We start from the raw sequence: 23,997 nt of genomic DNA, 5'->3' as shown, positions 1-23,997 counted from the left end.
TCAATAAGACGGGGCAGGGGGATACATTGCGTCCTATTCTGTCGTCACCCCGGACTTGATCCGGGGTCCATTGCGGCGACGCCGGAAGTGGATGCCGGATCAAGTCGGGCATGACGAAACAAGGGACGGACGACCAAGTGGGGGACCAGAGCGTGACTAATCTGCCAGCGACCATGACCGCGATCGCGATCCGCGAGCCGGGCGGCCCCGAGGTGCTCGTTCCCGAACAGCGCCCGGTGCCGCAGCCGGGGCCGGGCGAAGCGCTGATCCGCGTCGCCGCGGCGGGGGTCAACCGCCCCGACGTGCTGCAACGCATGGGCTTTTATCCGCCGCCACCGGGCGCGTCGGACCTGCCCGGGCTCGAGGTCGCGGGCACCGTCGTCGCGGTCGGGCCGGGCGACGACCCCGAGCTTTTGGGGCAAGCGGTCTGTGCGCTCGTCGCGGGGGGCGGCTATGCCGAATATTGCGTCGCGCCGGCCGGCAGCTGCTTGCCGGTGCCGGCGGGCTTTACGATGGCGGAGGCCGCCGCGCTGCCCGAGACCGTCTTTACCGTCTGGCACAATCTGTTCGAGCGCGCCTATGTCTGCGAGGGCGAGACCGCGCTCATCCATGGCGGGACGAGCGGGATCGGCACGACCGCGATCGGGCTGTGCCGATTGTTCGGGATCAGGACGATCGTCACCTGCGGCAGCGCCGCCAAATGCGACGCCGCGCGGGCATTGGGCGCGGACCTGGCGGTCGATTATTCCAGCGAGGATTATGTCGAGGCGGTGAAGGCGTTCACGGGCGGCAAGGGGGTCGAGGTCGTGCTCGACATGGTCGGCGGCGACTATGTGCCGCGCAACCTCGCGTGCCTCGCCGACGACGGGCGGCATGTGACCATCGCATTCCAGCGCGGCGCGAAGGTCGAGATCGACATTTCGCAGCTGATGCGCCGCCGCCTGATGATGACCGGATCGACGCTTCGCGCGCGGAGCGCCGAGTTCAAGGCGTTGCTCGCCGACGAAATCCACCGCACCCTCTGGCCGCGCCTCGCCGACGGCGGGTGGAAGCCTGCGATGGACCAGAGCTTCGCGCTGGCCGACGCCAGCGCTGCGCACGCGCGGATGCAGGCCGGCGCGCATGTCGGGAAGATCGTGCTGACATTGGGGTAGAGCAAAAGGGGAGGGCGTTATGAGCGACTGGCCAATCCTTCACGAATATGCCGCGAGCGGCAATTGCTACAAGATCAGGCTGACTGCGGCGTTGCTCGAAACGCCGATCGAGCGGCGCGAATATGACATCATGAAGGGCGAGACGCGCACCGCCGACTTCCTCGCGAATGTGAGCGCCAACGGTCGCATCCCCGTGCTGCAGATCGGCGACCGCTTCCTGCCCGAAAGCAACGCCGCTTGCTTCTGGCTCGCCGACGGCACGCACCTCATCCCGCACGACCGCTTCGAGCGCGCCGACATGCTGCGCTGGATGTTCTTCGAACAATATCATCACGAACCCAATGTGGCGACCTTGCGTTTCTGGATGCGCTGGATCGGCGTGGACAGTCTGACCGAGGTGCAGCGCGCGCTGGTGCCGGTAAAACAGGAGGCCGGGAAGGCGGCGCTGTCGTTGATGGACGAGCATCTGGCAGTCCATGACTGGCTTTCCGGGCCGGACATCTCGCTCGCCGACATCGCGCTCTATGCCTATACGCATGTCGCCGAGGACAGCGGGCTGTTTTCGCTGGACGACACGCCCGCGGTGCAGCGCTGGATCGCCCGGGTCGCGGCCGAGCCGGGGTTCGTCGCGATGGGGGTTTAGCGTCAGGGCCGCTTGCGACCGATGGCGGACGATATGGAAATGGTGCCGCTTACAGGACTCGAACCTGTGACCCCATCATTACGAATGATGTGCTCTACCAACTGAGCTAAAGCGGCGCTCGGGCGGGCCGTTAGCAAGGCGCGCGGCTTTGGGCAAGCTTGATCGGGCGCTCGTTGCCAAAGCGGCGCGAAAGGGGCGGCCGCGGCACATCGTTTACGCGGCCTTTACCACTTCCAGTGCATAACATTCCCCGATGTTTGCGACTGGGGACATATGATGGACAGCTTGCGCGGCCTGCTCTCGAGCAGCCACGACCAGGATGACGGCGCGATCGATGCGCCCCCTTCGGTCGGTGTCGACGAACGCCGGATGCAGGTCCGGGCCTATAATTACTGGGCCTCGCTGCTTTCCGACCGGGCCTATCCCTCGGTCGAGGATCTCGATCTCGACGGCGCCGATTTCGGAGCGAATTCGGTACTGCTCGACTTTACCGCCGGCATCGACAATCCCGGGCTGTCGTTCGTCGGAGAGGCGCTGCGCGCAGAATCGCAGATCGACGACGATATCCACTATATCAGCCAGATTCCCGGCCGTTCGCTGCTGTCGCGGCTGACCGACCATTATCTCCAGATCATTGCCAACCGCGCGCCGATCGGCTTCGAGGCCGAGTTCGTCAACGATCGCGGCCTGACGATCATGTACCGCGGCATCCTGCTGCCATTCTCGTCCGACGACGACACGATCGACTTCATCATGGGCGTCATCAACTGGAAGGAAGGCGTTCCCGCCGATCAGGAAGCGGAGCTGCAACTTTCGGTCGAGCAGGCGTTGCGCAGCGCCGCACCGCTCAGCGCTCCCGTGCCCGTCTGGGCTGACGGCCCTGATTCGGAGCATCTCGACGATGATGTAGCCGAAGCGAACACCGAAGCGGACGCGATTCCCGGCTTCACCGCGCTTGACGATGGTGCCGATGACGAAGAAATGCTGCTGACCGACGTGCTCGTCCCGACCGACGAAGAGGGGGACGAAGCCGCGCCCGAGCCGGCTGCCCCCGAACCGGATGCCGACGCCGAGCTTGCCGACTGGCTCGCTGCAGCGCGCGAAACCGCCGAGCGTGCGATCGCCGCCGACAGCCGCAGCCGGTCGGCGCTCTATCAGGCGGTTGGCAAGGCCTGGGATTTTGCGATCGCTGCCGACGCGCAACCTGACGCCTTTGCCGAACTGCTCGCCGATGCGGGCCTCACACCGCAGGAGCGCGCGCCGATGACCCCGGTCGTGAAGCTTGTGTTCGGTGCGCGCTACGACAAGACACGCCTTGCCGAATATGCCTGTGTGCTCGGCCATGCGAAGGACGAAAGCGTCGGTCGCGGCGAACTCGCCGCCTATCTCGATCGCTATCCGGGCGGGCTGAAGGGGCTGGTCAAGGACGCGCGGGCGCGCCGCAAGCCCGACGCGGCGAACGATCAGGGCGAAGATTCGATCGAAACGCTTCGCCGCGCGCATCCGGCGATCATCCTCGAACATGACGCTGGCGATGCCGAATTCGTCGTCCTGATCGCCCGCGCCATGCCCGGTGGGCATATCGGCATCGTCGCGAAGGCGGCTGACGATGGGGCGCTGATCGCGAAGCTCGCGAAAAAGGCGATCCCGATCGCATCGTAAGAAATTTGCCCCATGGCGCAGCCATGATGAGCGAAAGGGCGGACGTAGCGGGGCGCGGGCTTGGCTGCCATCCTTCCGCTCGCGCAATAGACAACCCAAGAATTGAAATTTTTTTGCGCGGAAGCGCGCGAGGTGTTGAACCGCGCGCGCCAGAGGCGCATAGGGGCGATAGCGAACGGGCCCGCCGGTTCCACGGTAGAGGCCCGCCAACCTTGGTTCGGGATGTAACACCCTTATGCCCTCAAATCTGACCGACACGCCGGAAGCCGACATCGCGCCGGCGGCCCAGGCACCTGCCAAAATCTCCAAAGCCTATCAGGCCGCCCTTCAGGGCAGCGCGCTGCCCGGCGAAGGCGACGATCTTGACGCGAAGGCGCTTGCCGCCGCGGGCGAATTCGCCGCGCGTGCCTCGCTCGAACGCAGCGAAGACACGCCGTCGCTGCTGCTCGAGCCGATGGCGGTCGATGGCACCGATCGCCGCATGCGGCTCGTCGTCGTCAACGACGACATGCCGTTCCTTGTCGATTCGGTGTCGCAGATCGTTGGAGCGCAGGGACTTGCGATTCATCGCATCCTGCATCCCGTCGTCTCGGTCGAGCGCGATGCGAAGGGCCGGCTGACCGGCGCCGATGCCGCCAGGACCGGCGCGGGACGCGAATCGGTCATCTATATGGAACTCGAACGCGGCGACGCGCGCGCGCGCCGCCGCTTGCTCGACGGGCTCGAGGCCGCGCTTGCCGACGTGCGCGCTGCGGTTGTCGACTGGAAGGCGATGCGCGCCGCGATGCTCGCCGATGCGGCGATGCGTGCCGACGGCGAAGCCGCCGAGCTCCTCCGCTGGTTCGAGGGGGGCGCGATGACGCAGCTCGGCCACGAATGGCGCACCCGCGACGGGGCGGTGCACGATGCGCTCGGCATTTCGGCGACCGGCGCCAGCCAGCTGCTCTCTCCCAATGCGCTCGACGCCGCGTTCGCCTGGTTCGACCAGGGCGGCGGCGCGCCGCTGCTCATCAAGTCGAACCGCCTGTCGGCGGTGCATCGCCGCGTGCTGCTCGACCTCGTCATCGTCCCCGAACTCAAGGGCAAGACGGTCGAGCGCCTGTCGATCCACGCCGGCTTGTGGACGAGCGCGGCGCTGTCGGCGCCGCCTGCCAGGGTGCCGATGTTGCGGGCGCAGCTGGAAGCGCTGATGGCGAAGTTCGGATTTGACCCGACGGGCCATGCGGGCAAGGCGCTCGCGCATGCACTCACCGCGCTGCCGCACGATCTGCTCATTGCGTTCGACACCGCCTCGCTCGAGGATCTGGTGCTCACCTCGATGTCGATCACCGACCGGCCGCGTCCCAAGATCGTGATGGTCCGCAGCGCGCTTGGGCGGCACCTGTTCGCTTTCGTCTGGCTGCCGCGCGACGAAGTATCGACCGGTCGCCGCCTCGCCGTCGAATCCTTGCTGGTGCGTGAAGCGAAAGCGGGCGTCATCGGCTGGACGATGGTCCTCGAAGATGGTGGGGCGGCGCTGCTCCGCTACACGCTCGACCTGCGCAGCGGCGGCGTGGTGCCGGACACCGACGCGCTCAATGCGCAGCTCGAACAGATGGTCCGTGGCTGGCAGCCCGAGGTCGAAGCCGCGCTCGCCAAGCGCGGCGACGCGGGTCGCGCAGCGGCGCTTGCTTCGCGTTTCGCACCGCTTTTCCCGGCGAACTATCGCAACCTCTATAATCCCGAAGAAGCCGCGCGCGACATTCTGCGGCTCCGGGACCTCGACGCCGACAAGCCGCGCAGCGTGCGGCTCGCCAAGAAGAGCCTTGATGGCGATGACCGGCTGCGGCTGAAAGTCTATAGCGCTGCGGGTCCGCTCGCGCTTTCGGACGTCGTCCCTGCGCTCGAACATTTCGGATTCGAAGTGCTCGAGGAAATCCCGACCGAGCTCCATGTCCGCGCTGGCGCGGATGACGACACGCCCGAGACGCCGACCTTCATTCATGATTTCTCGCTGCGCTTGCCTGCGTCCGTCGATGAAGCGGCATTGATGCCCTTCGTCGAGACCGTCGAAGGCGCGATCGCGGCAGTGCTCGACGGCAACGCCGAAAACGACGCGTTCAACGAGCTGGTGCTCGTCACGCAGACGAATCCCCAGGCGATCGTCTGGTTGCGCGCCTGGTTCCGCTACATGCGCCAGGGCGGGTCGAGCTATGGCATGGACACTGTCGTTGCAGCGCTCCGCCATGCGCCGAAACTCACCGCTGCTCTCGTCGAGCACTTCCGCGCGCTCCACGATCCGAAGACCGCCGATGCCGCGCGGGCCGAAGCGCTCGACGCCGAAATCCTTGCCGGCTTTGCCGATATCAAGTCGATCGACGATGACCGCATCCTGCGCCTTTTCCATGCGGTGATCGGGGCGACGCTGCGCACCAACGCTTTCGCGCCTGCCGCGACGGAAGCGCTCGCGTTCAAGATCGACAGCGCGCTCGTTCCGGGCCTGCCCAAGCCGCTGCCGTGGCGCGAAGTGTGGGTCTATTCGCCGCGCGTCGAGGGCATCCACCTGCGCGCCGGCCCGGTCGCGCGCGGCGGGCTGCGCTGGTCCGACCGTCGCGACGATTTCCGCACCGAAATTCTGGGGCTGATGAAAGCGCAGCGCGTGAAGAACGCCGTGATCGTGCCGACTGGTGCGAAGGGCGGATTCTATCCCAAGGCGCTGCCGAGCCCTGCCGAAGACCGCGACGCGTGGTTTGCCGAAGGCACCGAATGCTATCGCATCTTCATCCGTTCCTTGCTGTCGATCACCGACAATCTGGTCAGCGGCAAGGTCGTGCATCCGAAGGGCGTCGTGATCCGCGACGGCGAAGACGCCTATTTCGTGGTGGCCGCCGACAAGGGTACGGCCACCTTCTCCGACGTCGCCAACGCCCTCGCGATGGAGCGCGACTTCTGGCTCGGCGATGCATTCGCGAGCGGCGGGTCGAAGGGTTATGACCACAAGGCGATGGGGATCACCGCCAAGGGCGCGTGGGTCTCGGTCCAGCGGCATTTCGCCGAACTCGGCGTCGATGTTCAGACCGACACGATCCGCGTCGTCGGCTGCGGCGATATGTCGGGCGACGTGTTCGGCAACGGCATGCTTCTGTCGAAGGCGCTCAAGCTGGTCGCGGCGTTCGACCACCGTCATATCTTCCTCGACCCCGATCCCGATCCGGCAAAAAGCTGGAAGGAACGCGACCGCATGTTCGCGCTGCCGCGCTCGAGCTGGGAAGATTATGACAAAAAACTGATCTCGAAAGGCGGCGGGATCTTCCCGCGCAGCCAGAAGAGCATCCCGCTGACTGCCGAGGTGCAGGCGGCGCTCGGCCTGTCGCAGGCCGAAATCGAACCCGGCGCGCTGATCTCGGCGATCCTCAAGGCGCCGGCCGACCTTCTCTGGTTCGGCGGCATCGGCACCTATGTAAAGGCCGCGAGCCAGAACAATGCCGAAGTCGGCGATCCCGCAAACGATGCGCTGCGCGTCGATGCCGAGGATCTGCGCGTCCGCGCGGTGGGCGAGGGCGCGAATCTGGGCGTGACCCAGGCCGCCCGCATCGCCTTCTCGGCAAAGGGCGGGCGGATCAACACCGACTTTATCGACAACAGCGCGGGCGTCGATTGCTCGGATAACGAGGTCAATATCAAGATCGCGCTCAACCGCGAGATGATCGAGGGGCGGCTGTCGCAAGACGATCGCGACACGCTGCTGGTGCGGATGACCGACGACGTGGCGGCGCTGGTGCTCGAGGACAACCGGCTTCAGGCGCTCGCGCTGTCGATCGCCGAAAAGGGCGGGTCGTCGGCGGTGCCGTCGCTCGTGCGGATCATGGAGAATTTCGAGGCGACGGGCCGGCTCGACCGCAAGGTCGAGGGGCTGGCGGCGAACGACGAATTGCTCCGCCGTTCTCAGGAAGGCCGCGGGTTCACGCGGCCCGAGCTTGCCGTGCTGCTCTCTACGGCCAAGCTCGCGCTGCAGGATGCGATCGAGGACAGCGAGCTGCCGGACGATCCGGCGCTGGCGAGCGACCTTGCCGCAGCTTTCCCGACCGAAATGCAGCGCGATTTCGCCACCGCGATCGCCGAGCACCAGCTCCGCCGCGAAATCATCGCGACCAAGCTGGCGAACCGCATCATCAACCGCATGAGCGTCGTGCACCCCTTCGAACTCGTCGAAGAGGAAGGCTGTTCGCTTGGCGATGTCGCGGCGGCGTTCGTCGCGGTCGAACGGCTGCTCGGCATGAACGACGTGTGGTCGGCGCTCGACACGGCGAAGATCGATGAAGGCATCCGCCTCTCGCTGTTCAGCCAGGCCGCCTCCGCGATGACCTCGCAGATGGCCGACCTGCTGCGCGTGACGTCGGCGCTCGCGCAGCCGGGTCCGGTGGTCGCGCGGCTCGAACCCGGTGTCGACCGCCTGATGGCGCGCGTCGACGGGCTGCTCAGCGATTCGGTGCGCCGCCAATGGGACATGCTGTCGCAGCAACTGCTCGACGCCGGCGCGCCCGAGACATTGACCTCGGCGGTCGTCCGGCTGTTCAAGACCGACGGCGCGATCGGGATCGTCGACCTGGCGGCGCGGCGCGGCGATGACGAGGTTGCGGTGACGCACGCCTTCACGCATCTCGGCGAAGCGCTCGGCCTCGACTGGGCGCAGACGCTGGCGGCGCATATGAGCCCTGCCGATCCGTGGGAACGCCTGCTGGTGAACAGCCTCGCGCGCGATTTTCAGCAGATGCGCCTCAGCTTCCTTGCGGGACTGCCGAAGGGCGACCTCGACACCGCGGTGACGAAGTGGCTCGCCGATAACAGCGCGCGCGTCGTGCAGTTCCGCGCAACGGTCGACCGGGCGCGGACGATCCCGAACCCGAACGGCGCGATGCTGTCGCACATTGCGGGGCAGGCGCGCGGGCTGCTGGGGCGTTAGATGCCCTATCAGCCGCGCGTCGCGATCCTCGTCCCGGCGCCTGATTATTACGAGAAATGGCAGCCGGCCTTCGCCCGCAAGGCGGCGGCGCTGACGGGCGCGGGGCTGGTCGTCGAACAGCGGGTGTGGACCGATCCCGGCGATTTGTCGGGCTATGACCTGATTCTTCCGCTGTTTGCATGGGGTTATCAGCGCGACGTTGCGGTATGGTACGGCCTGCTCGACCGGCTGGAGGCCGAGGATTTGCCAGTGGTCAACCCGGTCGCGGTGTTACGCTGGAACAGCGACAAGGCCTATCTGGCGCAGCTCGCCGCGAAGAATGTGGCGGTGGTGCCGACGGTCGAGGCGACCGCGCTCGACGAGGCGAGCCTGGCCGAAGCCCGTGCCACGCTCGGCGCCGACGAGGTGGTGATCAAGCCCGCGGTATCGGGCGGTGCCGACGGGACGCACCGCATCGCGTCGGGAGCGCCGGTTCCCACCGATGCGATCGGGCAGCGCCGCCTCGTGCAGCCGCTGATGCAGGGCATTTTGACCACCGGCGAGTTTTCGCTTTTCTACTTTGCGGGCCGGTTCAGCCACGCGATCGTCAAGCGCCCAGCCTCGGGCGATTTTCGCGTGCAGGAGCAATTCGGCGGGCGCGAAGAGCCGTGGACGGCCAGCGTCGCCGCGCAGGCGCTCGCCGAAGCAGCGTTGGCCGCGGCTCCCGCTCCGCCGGTCTATGCGCGCGTCGATATGGTCGGCGATGCAGCAGGCACGCTCCACATCATGGAACTCGAACTGATCGAGCCGTCGCTGTTCCTGCACCATGCACCCGACAAGGGCGCGGCGTTCGGCAGCGCCATCTACGCAGCCATCTAGCCGCGGCGTCGCCACAGCCACTGCCGGATCGCCGAGGTCAGGTTCGGCGGGTCGTCGGCGTCCATCCGCTCGACATCGATCCGCGCGACGAGCGCGTTGACGGGCAGCGACTGGCGTGCGGCTTCGGTTTCGAGGGCGTCCCAGAACATCGGCTCGAGGCTGATGGAGGTCGGATGCCCGGCGATCGTCACCGACCGTTTGACCGGAGGATGAAGACCGCCGGCCACCGTCAGTACATATGCTGCCCGCCGTTGATCGACATCGTCGATCCGGTCACGAAACCCGCATCTTCGCTGCACAGGAACGCGACGCCGCGCGCGATCTCGTCCGCCTGGCCCAAGCGGCCGACGGGAATCTTCGCGACGATCTTTTCCAGCACGGCGGCGGGGACCGCGGCGACCATGTCGGTGTCGATATAGCCCGGCGCGATCGCATTGACCGTCACGCCCTTCTTCGCGCCTTCCTGCGCGAGCGCTTTGGTAAAACCGTGGATGCCCGACTTGGCAGCGGCATAATTGACCTGGCCATATTGTCCCGCCTGCCCGTTGATCGACCCGATGTTCACGATGCGGCCCCAGCCGCGTTCGACCATGCCGGGGAAGGTCGCCTTCGCCATGTTGAAACAACCGCCGAGGTTCACGCGCATCACATCGTCCCAGTCGCAATATTGCATGCGCGACAGCGTGCCGTCGCGGGTGATGCCGGCATTGTTCACGACGATGTCGATGGGTCCGAAATCCTGCGCGATCTTTTCGCACGCGGCCAGGCAGCCTTCATGATCGCCGACGTCCCATCTGACGGCGGGGATGCCGGTGCGTTCGGTAAACTCGCGCGCCTTTTCGTCGTTGCCGCCGTAATTTGCGACGACGGTGACGCCCTGCTCTTTCAACTTGAGGCTGATTGCTTCCCCGATGCCGCGGCTGCCACCCGTGACGATTGCGATACGTGCCATAGTGCCAGTCTCCCAAAAGGCGTTTCTCGGCCTTGCTTAGGGCGCGTCTCGGCGCCCCGCAAGTTGACCGGAACGTCAATCATCGGGCAATCGGGCAATCGCGACAATCAGTTACTGCCGAGCGCGCGCATCCTGGAAAAGTCGCCCGCGACAAGGTCGACCTTGCGGATCGCGAGAACCAGATTTCCGCCCGCCCGAACGCCGCGGCTCATCAGCCCGCCTGCCGGAAATTCCAGCAGCACGACATCGCGCTCGTCGTCGAAGCCGACGGCGTGCAGCGACGGGAAATTGCCCATCGACGGCATTTCAGCCACCGCCATCGCTTCCCACAGCGGCTCGAAAAACGCGCGCGCCGGCGCCGACAATGCGTCGGCGTTCCGGCACCAGGCGTGCTTAGCATGGTCGAACAGGATCGTGCGATAGGCGTCGACCCACAGATCGCCGTCGGGGCGATGGCGGGTCAGCGGGAACGTCGCCTCTTCGACCCGGTCCTCGCCCGATTCCGCGTCGACATGGGTCGACACGCGGGTCCAGCGGATCGCGTGGAGGCCGGCCATGACCGCCGTCGCGTCGGGCGGCAGAAAATGGCCGCCATGCTCGGCGCCTTCGCGGATGATCGCAACAATCTCGGCGGCGCGTTGCACCGCGTCGCGGTTGCGGTCGTCGGCATCGGCGATCGTCTGCGCCAGTTCGTCGCTCGCATCGTCGGGCGCGGCGCCGTCCAGCGGCTGCTGCGACAGCCGGCTCTCCAGAATGTCGGCGAGCGCGAGCATGCTGGGCCAGTCGAACGGGTGAAACGCGGGGTCGGCGATGTCATAGTCCGCCGCCAGCAAGGCGGCGACATCGGCCGTCACGGCATCGCGCGGATCGTCCGCGCCCGGTTCGACGGTGACGATGTCGACCGGCCATTCGGGAAAGGCGCGAATCGCGAGCGGAGCAAGATCGGCCGAATCGATGCCGTGCGGCTGGAAATAGATGGCACCCACCGGACGCGGTGGATCGCGGGGCTCGCCGTCCTGCATGAGGTGCAGCGCAGTCACCGCGCCCGAATCGGGGCTGGCAAAGAAAGCGAGCGACCCGGTGCGCGGACCCAGCCCGCCCCACAGCGCAGGGGGCAGGTCGGTGCAGGCGATCTGCGCCAGAAAGTCGCCCTCGCTGCCATCGACGCGCGGCCATTCGGTTGCGGCGGGCAGGTGCGGACGCCCGCCCAGCCAACTGGTCCGGAACAGCGCATCGCGCGGCGGCACCTGGGGGACCAGGCGAACGATGGCCTTCTCGATGGCCGGCGCGCTTTCGATGGCGGGCGGCGTGTCGATCGTCGGCTGTTCGATCAGTCGCGCCTGTTGTTCGACATCGGAGGCAAGCGATTCGAGGGTCGCTTCGTCGAGTGCGGGCGGTTCGATTGCAGGCTCCGGGGCCGGTTGCAGCTCGGCCGCGGGTTCGGGCGCCCCCTTTGCTTCGGGCTCGGCGGGAGCCGCCGGTTCCAGTTCGGGGGCAGCGGGAGCGGCCCATTGCGGTTCGGCGGCGGCCTCTTCGGCGACCGGTGCGGCCGCGGGCTCCGCAGGCGCATCGGGTTCGTCGAACAGCGAAGGCTGGTCGGCCGGATCTACGGTAAATTTGCCGCTGATCCGCGCCATCCGCGCGGCCGAGACTTCGACCGGCGGCGCTTCGGGTTCGGCCTTGCGCGACAGTTTCGGCATGCGGCTTTCGCGGGGTGCCGGCGGCGTGCTGTAGGCGACGGGTTCGGGACGCGGGCGGCGCATCCACCAGACCCCGAACATGACCAGCGCCCACACGAGCAAGAGGCCGCCGACTGTCAGCGCCGCGCTGTTGAGATCGCTCATCGCCTGTCCTTCCAATTGCGGTATCCGGCCAGACCCGGCGCCGCGTCCGCCGATCCTAGCGGAAGGACCTAAACAGGAAGTAAGCGTCTGCTATTTCAAAGCCATCCGCCCAGTTCGCGCCGGACCAGCGCCTCCAGCATCGCCATGCCAGGCGCGCTATCGTTGAGGCACGGCAGATAGGCAAAACGGGTTCCGCCCGCGGCGACGAATTGTTCCTGGCCGCGGATCGCGAGTTCTTCCAACGTTTCAAGGCAATCGGCAGCGAAACCGGGCGCGAAGATCGCGACGCTTTTGCCCTCGCCGCCAAGTCGCGCCAATGTGACGTCGGTTGCGGGTTCCAGCCATTTGGCGCGCCCGAAGCGCGACTGGAACGCGACCTCGACCGGGCGGCCGAGCGCATCGGACAAAAGCCGCGCGGTCTTGCGGCACTGGCAATGATAGGGATCGCCCAGGTGCAGTGTGCGCTCGGGCATTCCGTGGAAGCTCGCGACCAGCACGTCGGGGACAAAATCGAGCGTGGCCAGCCCGCCCTCCACCGACGTCTTCAGTGCGTCGATATAGGACGCGTCGTCGTGATACGGCGGCAGGACGCGCAAGGCAGGCTGCCAGCGCAATGTTGCCAGATGCGCATGGACCGCATCGACCACGGTCGCGGTGGTTGCGGAACAATATTGCGGATAGAGCGGGGCGACGAGGATGCGGCGGCATCCCGCGGCGGCCAGTGCGTCGATTGCCGGTCCGATTGCGGGCTGGCCATAGCGCATTGCGTGCGCGACGCTGACGATGCCGTCGGCGCGCGCTTGCAGCGCCTGCGCCTGGCGGCGGGTGATCGCTCCAAGCGGGGAGCCTTCGTCGGTCCACACCTGCGCATAGGCATGCGCCGATTTCTTCGGCCGCGTGTTCAGGATGATCCCGCGCAGGATCGGCTGCCAGATCAAGGCCGGGATCTCGACCACCCGCCGGTCGGAAAGGAACTGCTTCAAATACCGGCGGACGGCCTGCGGCGTCGGCGCGTCGGGCGTGCCCAGATTGACGAGCAGAACGCCTATTCGCGGGTCGGCGATCGCAGGGTGGCCATCGGGACGCACGGTCACAGGGGCTGCGCCGAAAGCGGCAGGCGGCGGATGCGGCGCCCGGTCGCGGCCGCCATTGCGTTGGCGATGGCCGGGGCGACGACCGGAACGCCGATCTCGCCGACGCCGCCGGGGTCGCGGTCGCTGTCGATGAATTCGACCAGGATTTTGGGGCTTTGCGACAGGCGCGGCAGGCCCAGTTGACCGAATTTGCGCGCCGTCGCGATCCCGCCTTCATAATCGGTGGTCGCGCCCACCGCAGCGGCAAGGCCAAAGATCAGGCCGCCTTCGATCTGCTGGCGCGCGATCGCCGGGTTCACCAGGCGACCGGCATCGACGACCGCGACCAGCTGTTCGACCTGCAGCCCATTCTCGCCCGGCCGCGCGGTCGCCATCAGCGCGATATGGCTGCCGCGCATGCTATGGCAGGCAAGCCCCTGCGCGGTGCCCGAAACGCCGCCTTCCCAACCGCCCAGGCTGGTCGCGGTAAGCAGGCAGCGCGCGAGCAGCGGTGACTGGCCGAGCATCGCCATGCGATAGGACAGAGCGTCGCTGCTGGCGCGCGTCGCCATCTCGTCGATGAAACATTCGGTGAAAAAGGCCGTGTAGCTGTCGGCGTTGCCGCGCCAACGGCCGGTCGGCAGACCGATATCGGCGGGGCAATGGTCGACGGCAAAATGGTTGATCGAATAGGGGGTCGCGAGCCCCTCGACCGCGACGGCATCGGCCGCGCCCGCTGCGGCGCGCTGCGCGACGTCGGGGGGCGTGTTGTCGAACAGCCGGTCGCGAAATTCATGCGTGCTCGGTGGCACGGCAATGCGCGCGACGAGCGCGTCGATCCCGCCCGCGGCGTTCAGCGTAGCGGTCATTCGCGCGCGCGCAGGGGCGCGGGGGATGTCGCGCATGATTTCCTCGGCGCGCGACCAGGCGAGCTGCACGGGGCGTTTCACCTGAAGCGCGATGATCGCGGCCTGCACGGCGACGCTATGGTCCAGGCATGCATCGAACGATCCGCCCGCCATCATCGGAAACAGGGTGACGCTCGATTCGGACAGTCCCGTCGCGCGTGCAATCGCATCGCGGCATTGCGCGGGTGCCTGTGTCGCGACCCAGACGCGCAGGCGGTTGCCGTCGGGCGCCGCGGTCGCCGTGCGCGTTTCGATCGGCGCGTGGAGCGCGGGGGCGACGGCATAAAGCGCCGAAATCCTGGAGCGTCCCTCCATCGCTTCGGCGACATCGCCATTCTGGCGGATGCGATAGCCACCGTCCTTGAGCGCGGCTTTCAGCGCCTTGTCGATGCGGCCCGAGGCGATCGGCGCGCCTTTGGTCTCAAAAACCGGCGCAAAATGGTCGAGCGCATTGTTCGCGGCCCACCAGTTGCGCGCGACCGTCGCGAGCCAGCGTTCATGCTCGACGATATGGAGCAGGCCGGGCGATTTCATCCCCGCCTTGCGGTCGATACTCTTCAATCGCGTAGCGCCCAGCGGACCTTGGCGGATCGCGGCAAAGACCATGTCGGGCAGGCGGATGTCGCCCGCGTAATTGGCCGATCCGTCGATCTTTGCGGGCAGGTCGAGCCGCGTCAGTTCCTTGCCATAAAGCGGGTCGGCGCTCGATGCGCGATAGACCGGCTCGGCGGGCGGTTCGAGCAGCGCTGCCGCGGCGGCGACCTCGGCAAAGCGCAGCTTTTTCTTGCCGAATGTGACGAAGCCGTCCTGCGTGTCGCATTGCTCCCAATCGGTATCCCAGCGCCGCGCGGCCGCCATCATCAACAGCGCGCGCGTCTGCGCCGCTGCGGCGCGGCAGGGTCCCTCGAACATGCGCACCGACGACGAGTTCGCGGTGAGCATCACCGCGTGGCGTACGGCCCATTCGCGCCGCGCCCAACCGCGCACGTCGGATACGAAATCGGGAACGAAGCGGCGCGGCATGAAGGTCGCGCTATCCTCGTCGACGAGCAATATGTTGGTATAGAGCGGGCTGATCGGCGCGGTTTCGACCGCAATCGTGCGCCAGTCGGCGCCGAGTTCGTCGGCCATGATCTGCGGCAACAAGGTGGTAATGCCCTGACCCATCTCGCATTGCGGGACGACCATCGCGATATGGCCGTCGTCGCCGATTTTCAGAAAGGCGTTGAAGACATGCTCGCCCTTCGCGGCGGTCAGATTGGGCTGATAGTCACGCGGCCAGAGTGTCCAGGCGATCGCAAGACCGCCCGCCGCGGTCGCGCCCACCAGGATCGAACGGCGACTGACATGCGGCAGTCGCGACTGGTTTTGCCCCACTTTGTCCCTGATGCCGGTCATGCCCGCTGCTGATAGTCAGCGGCGGGAATCGGCGCAAAGAAAATCAGCGTAGAAGGCCCAGCCGGGGAATCTCGATCTTCGGACAGCGGTCCATCACGACCGTCAGCCCCGCCGCTTCGGCGCGTTTGGCGGCGGCTTCGTCGATCACGCCGATCTGCAGCCACACGGCCTTGGCTCCGTGCACGATCGCTTCGTCGACCGCGGCGCCGGCATCGGCGCTGTTGCGAAAGATGTCGACGATCTCGGCCGGCGGCTCGACATTGGCGAGGTTCGCGACGACCGGAGCGCCATGGATGGTGCTTCCGGCATGGCCCGGATTGACCGCGATCACGTCATGTCCCTGCGCGACGAGAAAGCCGAGGACGCCGTTCGAGGGGCGCGCCGGATTGGGCGAAGCGCCGACGACGGCGATGCGGCGCGGCTGGCCCAGCAGCTCGCGGATGTCCTGGTCGTCGTTGATCGCCATCATTTGCCCTTTCGTGCGTCCAGCCAGTCGGCGACCTTGGCCGCTATCGCATGGAACGGTTCGCCCTGCGGGTCGGTTCCGGCCGCGGGCGGCACGCCGCCGTCACTCGCCAGCCGGATGCCCATCGACAGCGGCACGCGGCCCAGGAAATCAAGTCCCATCACCTTTGCCGCCGCTTCGGCGCCGCCGCTGCCGAACGGATCGCTGATCTCGCCGCAATGCGGGCAGGCATAGCCCGCCATATTCTCGACCAGCCCGATCAGCGGCACGTCGGCCTGCTCGAAAAAGCCGATCGCGCGCGTTGCGTCCATCAGCGCCAGGTCCTGCGGGGTCGAGATGATCACGGCGCCCGCGGGCTTGTGCTTCTGGATCATCGTGAGCTGGACGTCGCCGGTTCCCGGCGGCAGGTCGACGATCAGCGTGTCGATGTCGCCCCAGCTCGCGTCGATCAGCTGTTCGAGCGCTTTGCCGGCCATCGGGCCGCGCCAGGCGATCGCCTGACCGGGCGCGGCGATCTGTCCGGTCGACAGCATCGGGACGCCATAGGCGTTGGGAACGGGGACCAGCTTCGATCCGCGCGATTCGGGTTTGACGCCTTCGCTGTCCATCAGGCGCGGCTGCGACGGGCCGTAGATGTCGGCATCGACCAGCCCGACCTTCATGCCGCGGCGCTGGAGCGCAACGGCCAGATTGGCGGCGAGAGTCGATTTGCCGACTCCGCCCTTGCCGCTGCCGACCGCGACGATCGTCAGGCCGCGGCGCTCGGCGGTCATCGCGACGCGCACCGAGGTCACGCCGGGCCGGGCGAGCAGGCCGGCGCGCAATGTCTCCTCGAGCGGTTTGCGCTCGTCTTCGGCAAGTCCCGTGACATCCAGGACGATGGCGAGCGTGCCGTCGCCGTCGAGGAAGCGCAGGCCGGAGGTGCGGCCGCCGCTGAGGTCGGTGGCGATACTGGCGAGAGGTGCGGTGTCGGTCATGTCTGGGGCAGATAGGCATGGCGACCATGAATGCCAGCCATTTTCGCCAGTGATTTTTTTGCGACCCCTGTTAATCGCGCTCGCTCTCCCTATAAAAGCAGGCATGAGCAACGAAAATGACGGCAGTATGGAAAGCCGCACCCCGGGGGGATTGCGGCATTTTTTCCACCAGATCAGCCTGATGGCGAACAGTCCATGGGGGCCAAAAGGCGGCAAGGGTGACAAGGGCGGCGACGGTGAACGTCCGGGCCCGCGCAACCCGTGGGTGACGCCAGACCCCGCCGATCCGGCGCGTCCGCGCAAGCCGCGCGGCCCTTCGGCGCTCGACGAACTGCTGCGCAAGGGGCGCGGCGGTTTCGGCGGCGGCGGCTCGGGTGGCGGCGGCGGCTTCAACTTCGGCGATTCGGCGAAACTCTGGAAATGGGGGATCGGCGGGCTGGTGCTCGTCTGGCTCGTCTTCTCGTCGGTCAAGGTGATCGGCGAAGGTCAGGCGGGCGTCGTGACCACGTTCGGCAGCTATTCGCGCACGATGGTCCCGGGCATCAATTTCAAGCTTCCCGAGCCGTTCGAGCGCGTTCAGATCGAGGATGTGCAGTCGATTCGCGAGCTCAAGATCGGTGCGACGAGCAATGATTCGCAGAATTTCGTGCTGACGCAGGATCAGAATATCATCAATCTGGGTTATGAAGTGCGCTGGCGGGTGCGCGATCCGCACCAATATCTGTTCCAGATCGCCGATCAGGAAAACACCATCCGCGAGGTCGCCGAAAGCGCGATGCGCGCGACGGTTGCCAATTACACGCTCACCGATGCGATCGGCCCGCGTCGTGCCGGTATCGAAAGCGAAGTGCGCGCGCGCATGCAGCAGCTGCTCGACAAATATCGCGCCGGCGTGACGATCGAGGCGATCCAGTTGCAGCGCGCGGTGCAGCCCGAACAGGTCACCGATGCCTTCAACAAGGTGACGGCGGCGCAGCAGGAACGCGAATCGAACATCAACGAAGCCGAAGCCTATGCGAGCGCGCAGCTTGAGCGTGCGCGCGGTGCCGCGGCCGAGTTCGACAAGCTGTACGAGCAGTACAAGCTGGCGCCCGAGGTGACCAAGCGACGGCTTTATTATGAAACGATGGAACAGGTGCTGGCGCCGGTGAACAAGGTGATTGTCGAATCGGGCGGCGTGACGCCCTATCTTCCGCTTCCGGAGCTTCGGCGCCGGGCTGCGCCGGTGACGGAGGGCGGACAATGAACTTTTTCGACACCGTCCTGTCGCGCCCGCTGCGGCTGTTGTTCGCCGTCGTCGTCTTGCTGGTGATCGCCAGCCTGACGCTGGTGATCGTGCCCGAAGACAAGCAGGCGCTGATCATCCGCTATGGCCAGATCAACAGCGTCGTGAACCAGTATAAGCCGAACGAGCGCTTCGGCAGTTCGGGCGCGGGCCTCGTCGCGCGTATTCCCTTCTTCGACTCGGTCGTGTTCTTCGACAAGCGGATCCTCGGCGCGAACATGCAGAACGAACGCGTGCTGACGACCGACCAATATCTGCTCGAAGTCGATGCCTTTGCGCGGTTCCGCATCACCAATCCCTCGCGCACCTATACCTCGATCCGCTCCGAGGAGAATCTGAAGGGCCAGCTGACCTCGATCCTCGGGTCGTCGCTCCGCAACGAACTGGGTAAGCGCAGCTTTGCCTCGCTGCTGTCGGCCGAGCGCGGCAATGTGATGACCAACATCCAGAATGCCCTGAACCGCGAGGCGCGGCGCTATGGCGCCGAGGTCATCGACGTGCGCATCAAGCGTGCCGACCTGCCCACCGGCACCCCGCTTGACGCCGCGTTCAATCGCATGCGGTCGGCGCGCGAGCAGGAAGCGGTCGCGATCCGCGCGCTCGGCCAGAAGGAAGCGCAGATCATCCGCGGCAACGCCGATGCCGAGGCAGCGCGCATCTATGCCGAAGCCTATGGCAAGGACGCGCAATTCTATGATTTCTACCGGGCGATGCAGAGCTATCGGCAAACCTTCCTGAGCGACGCCGCCAAGGGCGCGGACAATTCGATCATCCTGTCGCCGAACAGCGAATATCTGCGCCAGTTTCGCGGCAATTGAGAAACATGAACGGCGGTTGCAACCGTCGTTCATGTTCAAACGTCGTTCAGCCTGCGGTGAGCAGATAGCGGCCTGCCGGGGTTAGAATTTTCGCAAGAGAAAAGGAATTGCGATCGTGCGTTATGTTTATGGCATCACTTCGGCCTTGCTGGTGGGTGGCACCGCGCTGGCGCTCGTCACCCAGTCGCCCGTCATCGCGCAGGTCGCGCAGAATGAACGCAGCGAGATTGCGAAAGCGGTCCCGCGCGCCGGCGCCCCCGAAAGCTTCGCCGACCTTGTCGAACAGCTCCAGCCCGCGGTGGTCAACATCTCGACCAAGCAGGAAGTCACGCTAGGCGTACGGATCGACCCCTTCGCGGGGACGCGCGAGCCCGTCACGCAGGAACAGCAGGGCGGCGGCTCGGGCTTCCTGATCTCCGCCGACGGCTATATCGTTACGAACAACCATGTCGTCACCGGCGGCCCGCGCGGCGAGGCGGTGAACCAGGTCGCGGTCACGCTGACCAACGGCAAGGAATATAAGGCGACGATCGTCGGCCGCGACACGGCGTCCGACCTTGCACTGCTCAAGATCGACGCGACCGGCCTGCCGTTCGTGAAGTTCGCCGACAGCAGCCAGGCGCGCGTCGGCGATTGGGTCGTCGCGATCGGCAACCCGCTCGGCCTCGGCTCGACGGTGACCGCGGGGATCATCTCCGCCGTGCAGCGCAACCTTGGCGGCGGCGGCGCCTATGATCGCTATATCCAGACCGATACCGCGATCAACCGCGGCAATTCGGGCGGTCCGCTGTTCGACCTGCACGGCAATGTCGTCGGCATCAACAATATGCTGATCTCGCCCGTCGGCGCGAACATCGGCGTCAATTTCGCGATTCCTGCCGAAGCGGCGATCCCCGTGATCAATTCGCTCAAGTCGGGCGAAAAGATCCAGCGCGGCTATCTGGGCATCGGCATCGCGCCGGTCGACGAGGATATGGCGGCGGCGCTCGGTCTGCCAAAGGATCGCGGCGAACGTATCGGCCGTCTGGAAGAGGGCCAGGCGGGTGAGAAGGCCGGACTGAAGCGCGGCGACGTCGTGACCAAGGTGAACGGCAAGGATGTGACACCCTCACAGACTTTGTCCTTCATCGTCGCGAACACCAAGCCCGGAACGCGCATCCCGCTCGAGGTCATTCGCGACGGCAAGACGATGACGCTCTACGCCGTCGTCGGTACACGTCCGCCCGAGGAGCAGCTTGCAGGCACGACCTTCGACCCCGAAGAAGATCAGACGATGCCCGAGGATCCAAAGGGCGCCGCCGATACCGCGATCCAGAATCAGCTCGGACTTGCGGTCCAGCCGCTCACCGCTGATATCGCGCGCGCGGTCGGCGTCGATGCGACGACGAAGGGCCTCGTCATTGGCGCGGTGTCGGCGAACAGCGACGCGGGCCGCAAGGGTCTGCGTCGCGGCGACATCATCCTGAGTGCGGGCAACGCCCGTACGCCGATTACGACCAGCGACGGGCTGTCGAAGGCGATCGCCGCCGCGAAGGCCGCCGGCCGCGAAGCGGTGCTGATCGAGGTGCTGCGCCGCGGCGGGCCGTCGTTGGACGTCGCGCTGCGTATCAAGCCGTAAGGGCGCTATTCTGCCGCTCGAACAAGGGCGCCGTGATCTTTCGGTCCGGCGCCCTTTTTCTTGCCTGCGCGGCATAATGTTCTTACTATGTTCCGATAAACACGAGTCTGGAGATGGATCATGATCGGATATGTGACGCTTGGGACGCAAGACCTCGCCAAGGCGGCGGTTTTCTATGACGCGATCGCGGGCGAGCTCGACACGCCGCGGATGATGGAGTTCGACGGCTTCATCGCGTGGGGCAAGCCGGGCGGCGGCGCGGGTATCGGGCTGACGAAGCCGTTCGACGGCAATGTGGCGACGGTCGGCAACGGCGTCATGGTCGCGCTCGAAGCCAGGGACGAAGCGCAGGTCCAGCGCCTCTACGACCTCGCGCTCGCCAATGGCGGCACCTGCGAAGGCCCTCCGGGACCGCGCGGCGAGGGTTTCTATGCGGGCTATTTCCGCGACCCCGACGGAAACAAGCTCAACGCCTTCATCATGGGGTGACGGGGCGACCGGCGGCGGCTTCGGTTTCGGGGTGGCTTTCAGCCCTTCGACATCCTTCAACGCGTCGTCATCCTTCAACGCTTCGTCATCTTTCAGCCCGTCGGCATCCCTCATCCCTTCGTCATCCCGGACTCGATCCGGGATCCACCGCAGCGCTGAAATCATGGACTCCGGATCAAGTCGGCGTCTGTACCCATCGGGCAAGCATCTGTTCCCCGGCGAAGGCCGGGGCGCAGAGCGCGACACTGCCCTGTTTGCCTGCAAAAGCTCTGGACCCCGGCCTTCGCCGGTGAACAGCTGCTTGCCTCAAGGAATTGACCGCCGATCAAGCCCGGAGTGACGAGCGATGATGCTCGCTGCCGCGAAGCCGATGGTGGAGTGGCGGCCCTCCGCCGCGTCGCCATGCGAAAAGCCTTTCCTATAAAATCGCGGCATGATCTAGTCTGCACGATGACCCGCCGGCCTCCCCTTGTCGCGATGCGCGCGTTCGGAACTGCGCCGTTCCCGATCCCGCCCGCTAAAGCCGCAAAAGCCACAATTTCGGTCCGTTCATGCGGGGCTTTTGTGGCTTTAACACCCGGGGTTGTGGTCCGCCCGTATCGCCGCGAAATGCGATTTGCGAATGAAGTTGTGCAGTTTTCCGCCGCTCCTTCTTCGATCGGACGCCGACGCCGCTCCGGGGTTTGCCGATTGCCTGACTTGCCCTGCCGTTCTAGACCGATGGACAGGTGCCCAAGCGGAGGAAAAACACAGTGAGCGACGGTAGCGAAGCGACCGAAATCTATATCGGCCTGGGCGGCGGCGGAGCTCCCGATGGCCCGCGCCAGTCGCTGGTGCTCAAGCGCGCCAATCGCCATGGGCTGATCGCCGGCGCCACCGGCACGGGCAAGACGGTGACGTTGCAGGGACTCGCCGAGGGTTTTTCGGAAGTCGGCGTCCCGGTATTCGTCGCCGATGTGAAGGGCGATCTGGCCGGCATGGCGATGGCGGGCAGCCCGACATCGAAGATGCACGAGATTTTCGCGGCGCGGGCGGCCGAGATCGGCGACACCGGCTGGGCCTATCACGACAATCCGGTGATCTTCTGGGATCTGTTTGGTGAGCAGGGCCATCCGATCCGCACGACCATTTCCGAAATGGGGCCGCTGCTTCTCGCGCGGCTGATGGGTCTGAACGAAGTGCAGGAAGGCGTGCTTGCGATCGCATTCCGCGTCGCCGACGAACAGAATCTGCTCCTCCTCGACATGGGCGACCTGCAGGCGATGCTCGTTTGGTGCGCCGAGAATGCCGATGAGCTGACGACCAAATACGGCAATGTGTCGAAAGCGACCGTCGGGACGATCCAGCGCCAGCTGTTGACGCTGGAAAGCCAGGGCGGCGAACATTTCTTCGGCGAACCCGCGCTCGACATCCAGGACATGATCCGCTGCGACGAAAATGGCCGCGGCTATGTCAACATCCTCGCCGCCGACAAGCTGATGGCGAGCCCAAAGCTCTATGCGACCTTCCTGCTCTGGCTGCTGTCCGAAATGTTCGAGACGCTTCCCGAGGTCGGCGACCCCGACAAGCCGAAGCTCGTCTTCTTCTTCGACGAGGCGCATCTGCTGTTCGACGACGCGCCGCCCGCGCTGACCGAAAAGATCGAGCAGGTCGTGCGCCTGATCCGTTCGAAGGGCATCGGCGTCTATTTCGTCACGCAGAATCCGATCGACGTTCCCGAAACGATCGCCGGCCAGCTTGGCAACCGCGTCCAGCATGCGCTCCGCGCGTTCACCCCGCGCGACCAGAAGGCGGTGAAGGCCGCGGCCGACACCTTCCGTCCGAACCCGAAGGTCAATGTCGAACGCGAGATCACCGAACTCAAGGTCGGCGAAGCGCTCGTCTCGTTGCTGATGGCCGACGGCGCGCCCTCGCCGGTCGAGCGCACGCTGATCAAGGCACCCTGTTCGCGCGCGGGGCCGCTCGACGCCAAGGAACGCGCGATCATCAAATCGATCTCGCCGGTCGAAGGCAAATATGACACTGCCGTCGACCGCGAGAGCGCCGAGGAACTGCTCGCCGCCAAGGCGGATCAGGCGCAGGCCGCAGCGGTCGAAGCGAAGGCGCAGGTCGAAGCCGACAAGCAGGCCGCGATTGCCGCGAAGGAAGAAGCCAAGCAGAAGGCCGCCGACGAGCGTATACGCCTGCAACAGGAAAAGGTCGCGGCGCGCGAGGCCGCAAAGCCGAGCTTTGCCGAGAAGATGGTCCAGTCGGCAGCGCGGTCGGCGGCGACGAACCTCGGCCGCCAGGTCGCGGGCAAGTTCGGCGGCCAGCTGATGCGCGGCATCCTCGGCAGCCTGTTCAAATGACGCACCATCCTGTTCGTCATCCCGGCAAAGGCCGTGATCTCGACGGAAAGGTCCCGGCCTTCGCCGGGATGACCGGTCATGTGGGGGCACAAATTTGAACGATGCGGCGTTGATGGAGGCGAGCCTGATCGCCGCTGCCGACGCCGACGCCGACATCCGCTTGTCGCTGTTCGAGCGTTTCTTCGCCGCTTTTCCCGAGCGCCGTCCCAGCTTCATATCGGTCGACGCCGCGTCGCGGCGCATGACCGACGAGACGCTGCAGATGATGTTCGGGTTGGCGCAGGGCGAAGCATGGGTCTGGCCGCTCGTCGCCGAACTGGTGTTCACCCATCGCAGCTATGGCGCGCTGCCGATCGCCGAATATGACGCCTTCATCGACATGACGGTCGAGGAACTGGGCGCGGCGGCGGGGGCAAGCTGGACCGCCGAAACCGCCGCCGCGTGGCAGCGCCACGCCGATGCGCTGAAGGCGATGATCCGCAAGGCACGCGCCGAATGGAAAAGCGCGATGCCTGCCGGAGCGCCGCAGCTGGCCGAATGAACGGCCAGCCGCAGCATCCGC

The 23,997-nt window shown here is 66.1% G+C and carries 18 protein-coding genes and 1 tRNA gene; 11 read left to right on the top strand and 8 right to left on the bottom strand.

Translation table 11 applies throughout. From position 1 onward, the window contains the following. Positions 1–152 precede the first annotated feature (152 nt). Positions 153–1,154 carry an NAD(P)H-quinone oxidoreductase gene (locus ACO055_RS10830; protein ID WP_422058877.1) on the top strand — a complete coding sequence of 334 codons (1,002 nt, stop codon included), beginning with the start codon at positions 153–155 and terminating at the stop codon, positions 1,152–1,154. Between the two features lie 19 nt (positions 1,155–1,173). After that, complete coding sequence (locus tag ACO055_RS10825) at positions 1,174–1,797, top strand: glutathione S-transferase family protein (RefSeq protein WP_422058876.1); 624 nt, start codon at positions 1,174–1,176, stop codon at positions 1,795–1,797. Between the two features lie 40 nt (positions 1,798–1,837). Here ACO055_RS10825 and ACO055_RS10820 read toward each other — a convergent pair. Next, a tRNA-Thr gene (locus ACO055_RS10820) sits at positions 1,838–1,913 on the bottom strand. A gap of 160 nt (positions 1,914–2,073) precedes the next feature. On the opposite strand from ACO055_RS10820, the gene ACO055_RS10815 reads away from it, so the two are divergent. The 3 genes from ACO055_RS10815 to ACO055_RS10805 all read left to right on the top strand — a co-directional run bounded on the left by ACO055_RS10815 (position 2,074) and on the right by ACO055_RS10805 (position 9,259). Continuing rightward, positions 2,074–3,459, top strand: a complete 1,386-nt coding sequence (locus ACO055_RS10815) for a PAS domain-containing protein (protein WP_422062457.1) — start codon at positions 2,074–2,076, stop codon at positions 3,457–3,459. A gap of 235 nt (positions 3,460–3,694) precedes the next feature. Next, complete coding sequence (locus tag ACO055_RS10810; RefSeq protein WP_422058875.1) at positions 3,695–8,401, top strand: NAD-glutamate dehydrogenase; 4,707 nt, start codon at positions 3,695–3,697, stop codon at positions 8,399–8,401. Continuing rightward, positions 8,402–9,259: an ATP-grasp domain-containing protein gene (locus ACO055_RS10805; protein ID WP_422058874.1), complete on the top strand. Its 858-nt coding sequence runs from the start codon at positions 8,402–8,404 to the stop codon at positions 9,257–9,259. It begins immediately after the preceding gene. Here ACO055_RS10805 and ACO055_RS10800 read toward each other — a convergent pair. The 7 genes from ACO055_RS10800 to ACO055_RS10770 form a co-directional block, all read right to left on the bottom strand. After that, positions 9,256–9,492 carry a ribbon-helix-helix domain-containing protein gene (locus tag ACO055_RS10800; protein WP_422062456.1) on the bottom strand — a complete coding sequence of 79 codons (237 nt, stop codon included), beginning with the start codon at positions 9,490–9,492 and terminating at the stop codon, positions 9,256–9,258. The genes ACO055_RS10805 and ACO055_RS10800 overlap by 4 nt on opposite strands. Next, positions 9,489–10,211, bottom strand: coding sequence for an acetoacetyl-CoA reductase (gene phbB / locus ACO055_RS10795; RefSeq protein ID WP_422058872.1), 723 nt, complete (start codon positions 10,209–10,211; stop codon positions 9,489–9,491). Before phbB ends, ACO055_RS10800 begins: the two co-directional genes overlap by 4 nt. Positions 10,212–10,318: 107 nt before the next feature. Continuing rightward, positions 10,319–12,055: a DUF1963 domain-containing protein gene (locus ACO055_RS10790; RefSeq protein ID WP_422058871.1), complete on the bottom strand. Its 1,737-nt coding sequence runs from the start codon at positions 12,053–12,055 to the stop codon at positions 10,319–10,321. Between the two features lie 95 nt (positions 12,056–12,150). Further along, positions 12,151–13,149, bottom strand: a complete 999-nt coding sequence (gene hemH, locus ACO055_RS10785) for a ferrochelatase (protein WP_422058870.1) — start codon at positions 13,147–13,149, stop codon at positions 12,151–12,153. After that, positions 13,146–15,434, bottom strand: a complete 2,289-nt coding sequence (locus ACO055_RS10780) for a molybdopterin cofactor-binding domain-containing protein (protein ID WP_422058869.1) — start codon at positions 15,432–15,434, stop codon at positions 13,146–13,148. The genes hemH and ACO055_RS10780 overlap by 4 nt, the downstream gene beginning before the upstream one ends. Positions 15,435–15,477: 43 nt before the next feature. After that, complete coding sequence (locus ACO055_RS10775) at positions 15,478–15,900, bottom strand: CoA-binding protein (RefSeq protein ID WP_422062455.1); 423 nt, start codon at positions 15,898–15,900, stop codon at positions 15,478–15,480. Next, the gene (locus ACO055_RS10770) at positions 15,900–16,877 is read right to left on the bottom strand and encodes an Mrp/NBP35 family ATP-binding protein (RefSeq protein ID WP_422058868.1); all 978 of its coding nucleotides are present in this window, start codon (positions 16,875–16,877) and stop codon (positions 15,900–15,902) included. Before ACO055_RS10770 ends, ACO055_RS10775 begins: the two co-directional genes overlap by 1 nt. A gap of 103 nt (positions 16,878–16,980) precedes the next feature. Here ACO055_RS10770 and hflK point away from each other — a divergent pair, with 103 nt between their 5' ends. The 6 genes from hflK (at position 16,981) to ACO055_RS10740 (ending at position 23,976) form a co-directional block, all read left to right on the top strand. After that, the gene (hflK, locus tag ACO055_RS10765) at positions 16,981–18,123 is read left to right on the top strand and encodes an FtsH protease activity modulator HflK (RefSeq protein ID WP_422058867.1); all 1,143 of its coding nucleotides are present in this window, start codon (positions 16,981–16,983) and stop codon (positions 18,121–18,123) included. Continuing rightward, on the top strand, positions 18,120–18,980 hold the full coding sequence (hflC, locus tag ACO055_RS10760) for a protease modulator HflC (RefSeq protein ID WP_422058866.1): 861 nt from the start codon (positions 18,120–18,122) through the stop codon (positions 18,978–18,980). The genes hflK and hflC overlap by 4 nt, the downstream gene beginning before the upstream one ends. Positions 18,981–19,095: 115 nt before the next feature. Further along, positions 19,096–20,598 carry a trypsin-like peptidase domain-containing protein gene (locus tag ACO055_RS10755; RefSeq protein ID WP_422058865.1) on the top strand — a complete coding sequence of 501 codons (1,503 nt, stop codon included), beginning with the start codon at positions 19,096–19,098 and terminating at the stop codon, positions 20,596–20,598. Positions 20,599–20,718: 120 nt separating this feature from the next. Next, positions 20,719–21,087: a VOC family protein gene (locus ACO055_RS10750; protein ID WP_422058864.1), complete on the top strand. Its 369-nt coding sequence runs from the start codon at positions 20,719–20,721 to the stop codon at positions 21,085–21,087. A gap of 752 nt (positions 21,088–21,839) precedes the next feature. Continuing rightward, positions 21,840–23,435 (top strand): helicase HerA-like domain-containing protein, encoded by a 1,596-nt coding sequence (locus ACO055_RS10745; RefSeq protein WP_422058863.1) that lies wholly within the window; start codon positions 21,840–21,842, stop codon positions 23,433–23,435. A 94-nt stretch (positions 23,436–23,529) separates the two neighbouring features. Then, complete coding sequence (locus tag ACO055_RS10740; protein ID WP_422058862.1) at positions 23,530–23,976, top strand: hypothetical protein; 447 nt, start codon at positions 23,530–23,532, stop codon at positions 23,974–23,976. The last annotated feature ends 21 nt before the right edge of the window (positions 23,977–23,997 follow it).

The organism is Sphingopyxis sp., from assembly GCF_965227415.1.
In the GTDB taxonomy this organism is placed as follows: Bacteria; Pseudomonadota; Alphaproteobacteria; order Sphingomonadales; family Sphingomonadaceae; genus Sphingopyxis.
This window is presented reverse-complemented; position numbering and strand designations above follow the sequence as displayed.

Excerpts from the sequence above, each read along its gene's own strand:
- ACO055_RS10825 (WP_422058876.1), top strand. The coding sequence starts at position 1,174 with ATGAGCGACTGGCCAATCCTTCACGAATATGCCGCGAGCGGCAATTGC.
- ACO055_RS10815 (WP_422062457.1), top strand. The coding sequence starts at position 2,074 with ATGGACAGCTTGCGCGGCCTGCTCTCGAGCAGCCACGACCAGGATGAC.
- ACO055_RS10810 (WP_422058875.1), top strand. The coding sequence starts at position 3,695 with ATGCCCTCAAATCTGACCGACACGCCGGAAGCCGACATCGCGCCGGCG.
- ACO055_RS10805 (WP_422058874.1), top strand. The coding sequence starts at position 8,402 with ATGCCCTATCAGCCGCGCGTCGCGATCCTCGTCCCGGCGCCTGATTAT.
- phbB (WP_422058872.1), bottom strand. The coding sequence starts at position 10,211 with ATGGCACGTATCGCAATCGTCACGGGTGGCAGCCGCGGCATCGGGGAA.
- ACO055_RS10790 (WP_422058871.1), bottom strand. The coding sequence starts at position 12,055 with ATGAGCGATCTCAACAGCGCGGCGCTGACAGTCGGCGGCCTCTTGCTC.
- ACO055_RS10780 (WP_422058869.1), bottom strand. The coding sequence starts at position 15,434 with ATGACCGGCATCAGGGACAAAGTGGGGCAAAACCAGTCGCGACTGCCG.
- ACO055_RS10775 (WP_422062455.1), bottom strand. The coding sequence starts at position 15,900 with ATGGCGATCAACGACGACCAGGACATCCGCGAGCTGCTGGGCCAGCCG.
- ACO055_RS10770 (WP_422058868.1), bottom strand. The coding sequence starts at position 16,877 with ATGACCGACACCGCACCTCTCGCCAGTATCGCCACCGACCTCAGCGGC.
- hflK (WP_422058867.1), top strand. The coding sequence starts at position 16,981 with ATGAGCAACGAAAATGACGGCAGTATGGAAAGCCGCACCCCGGGGGGA.
- hflC (WP_422058866.1), top strand. The coding sequence starts at position 18,120 with ATGAACTTTTTCGACACCGTCCTGTCGCGCCCGCTGCGGCTGTTGTTC.
- ACO055_RS10750 (WP_422058864.1), top strand. The coding sequence starts at position 20,719 with ATGATCGGATATGTGACGCTTGGGACGCAAGACCTCGCCAAGGCGGCG.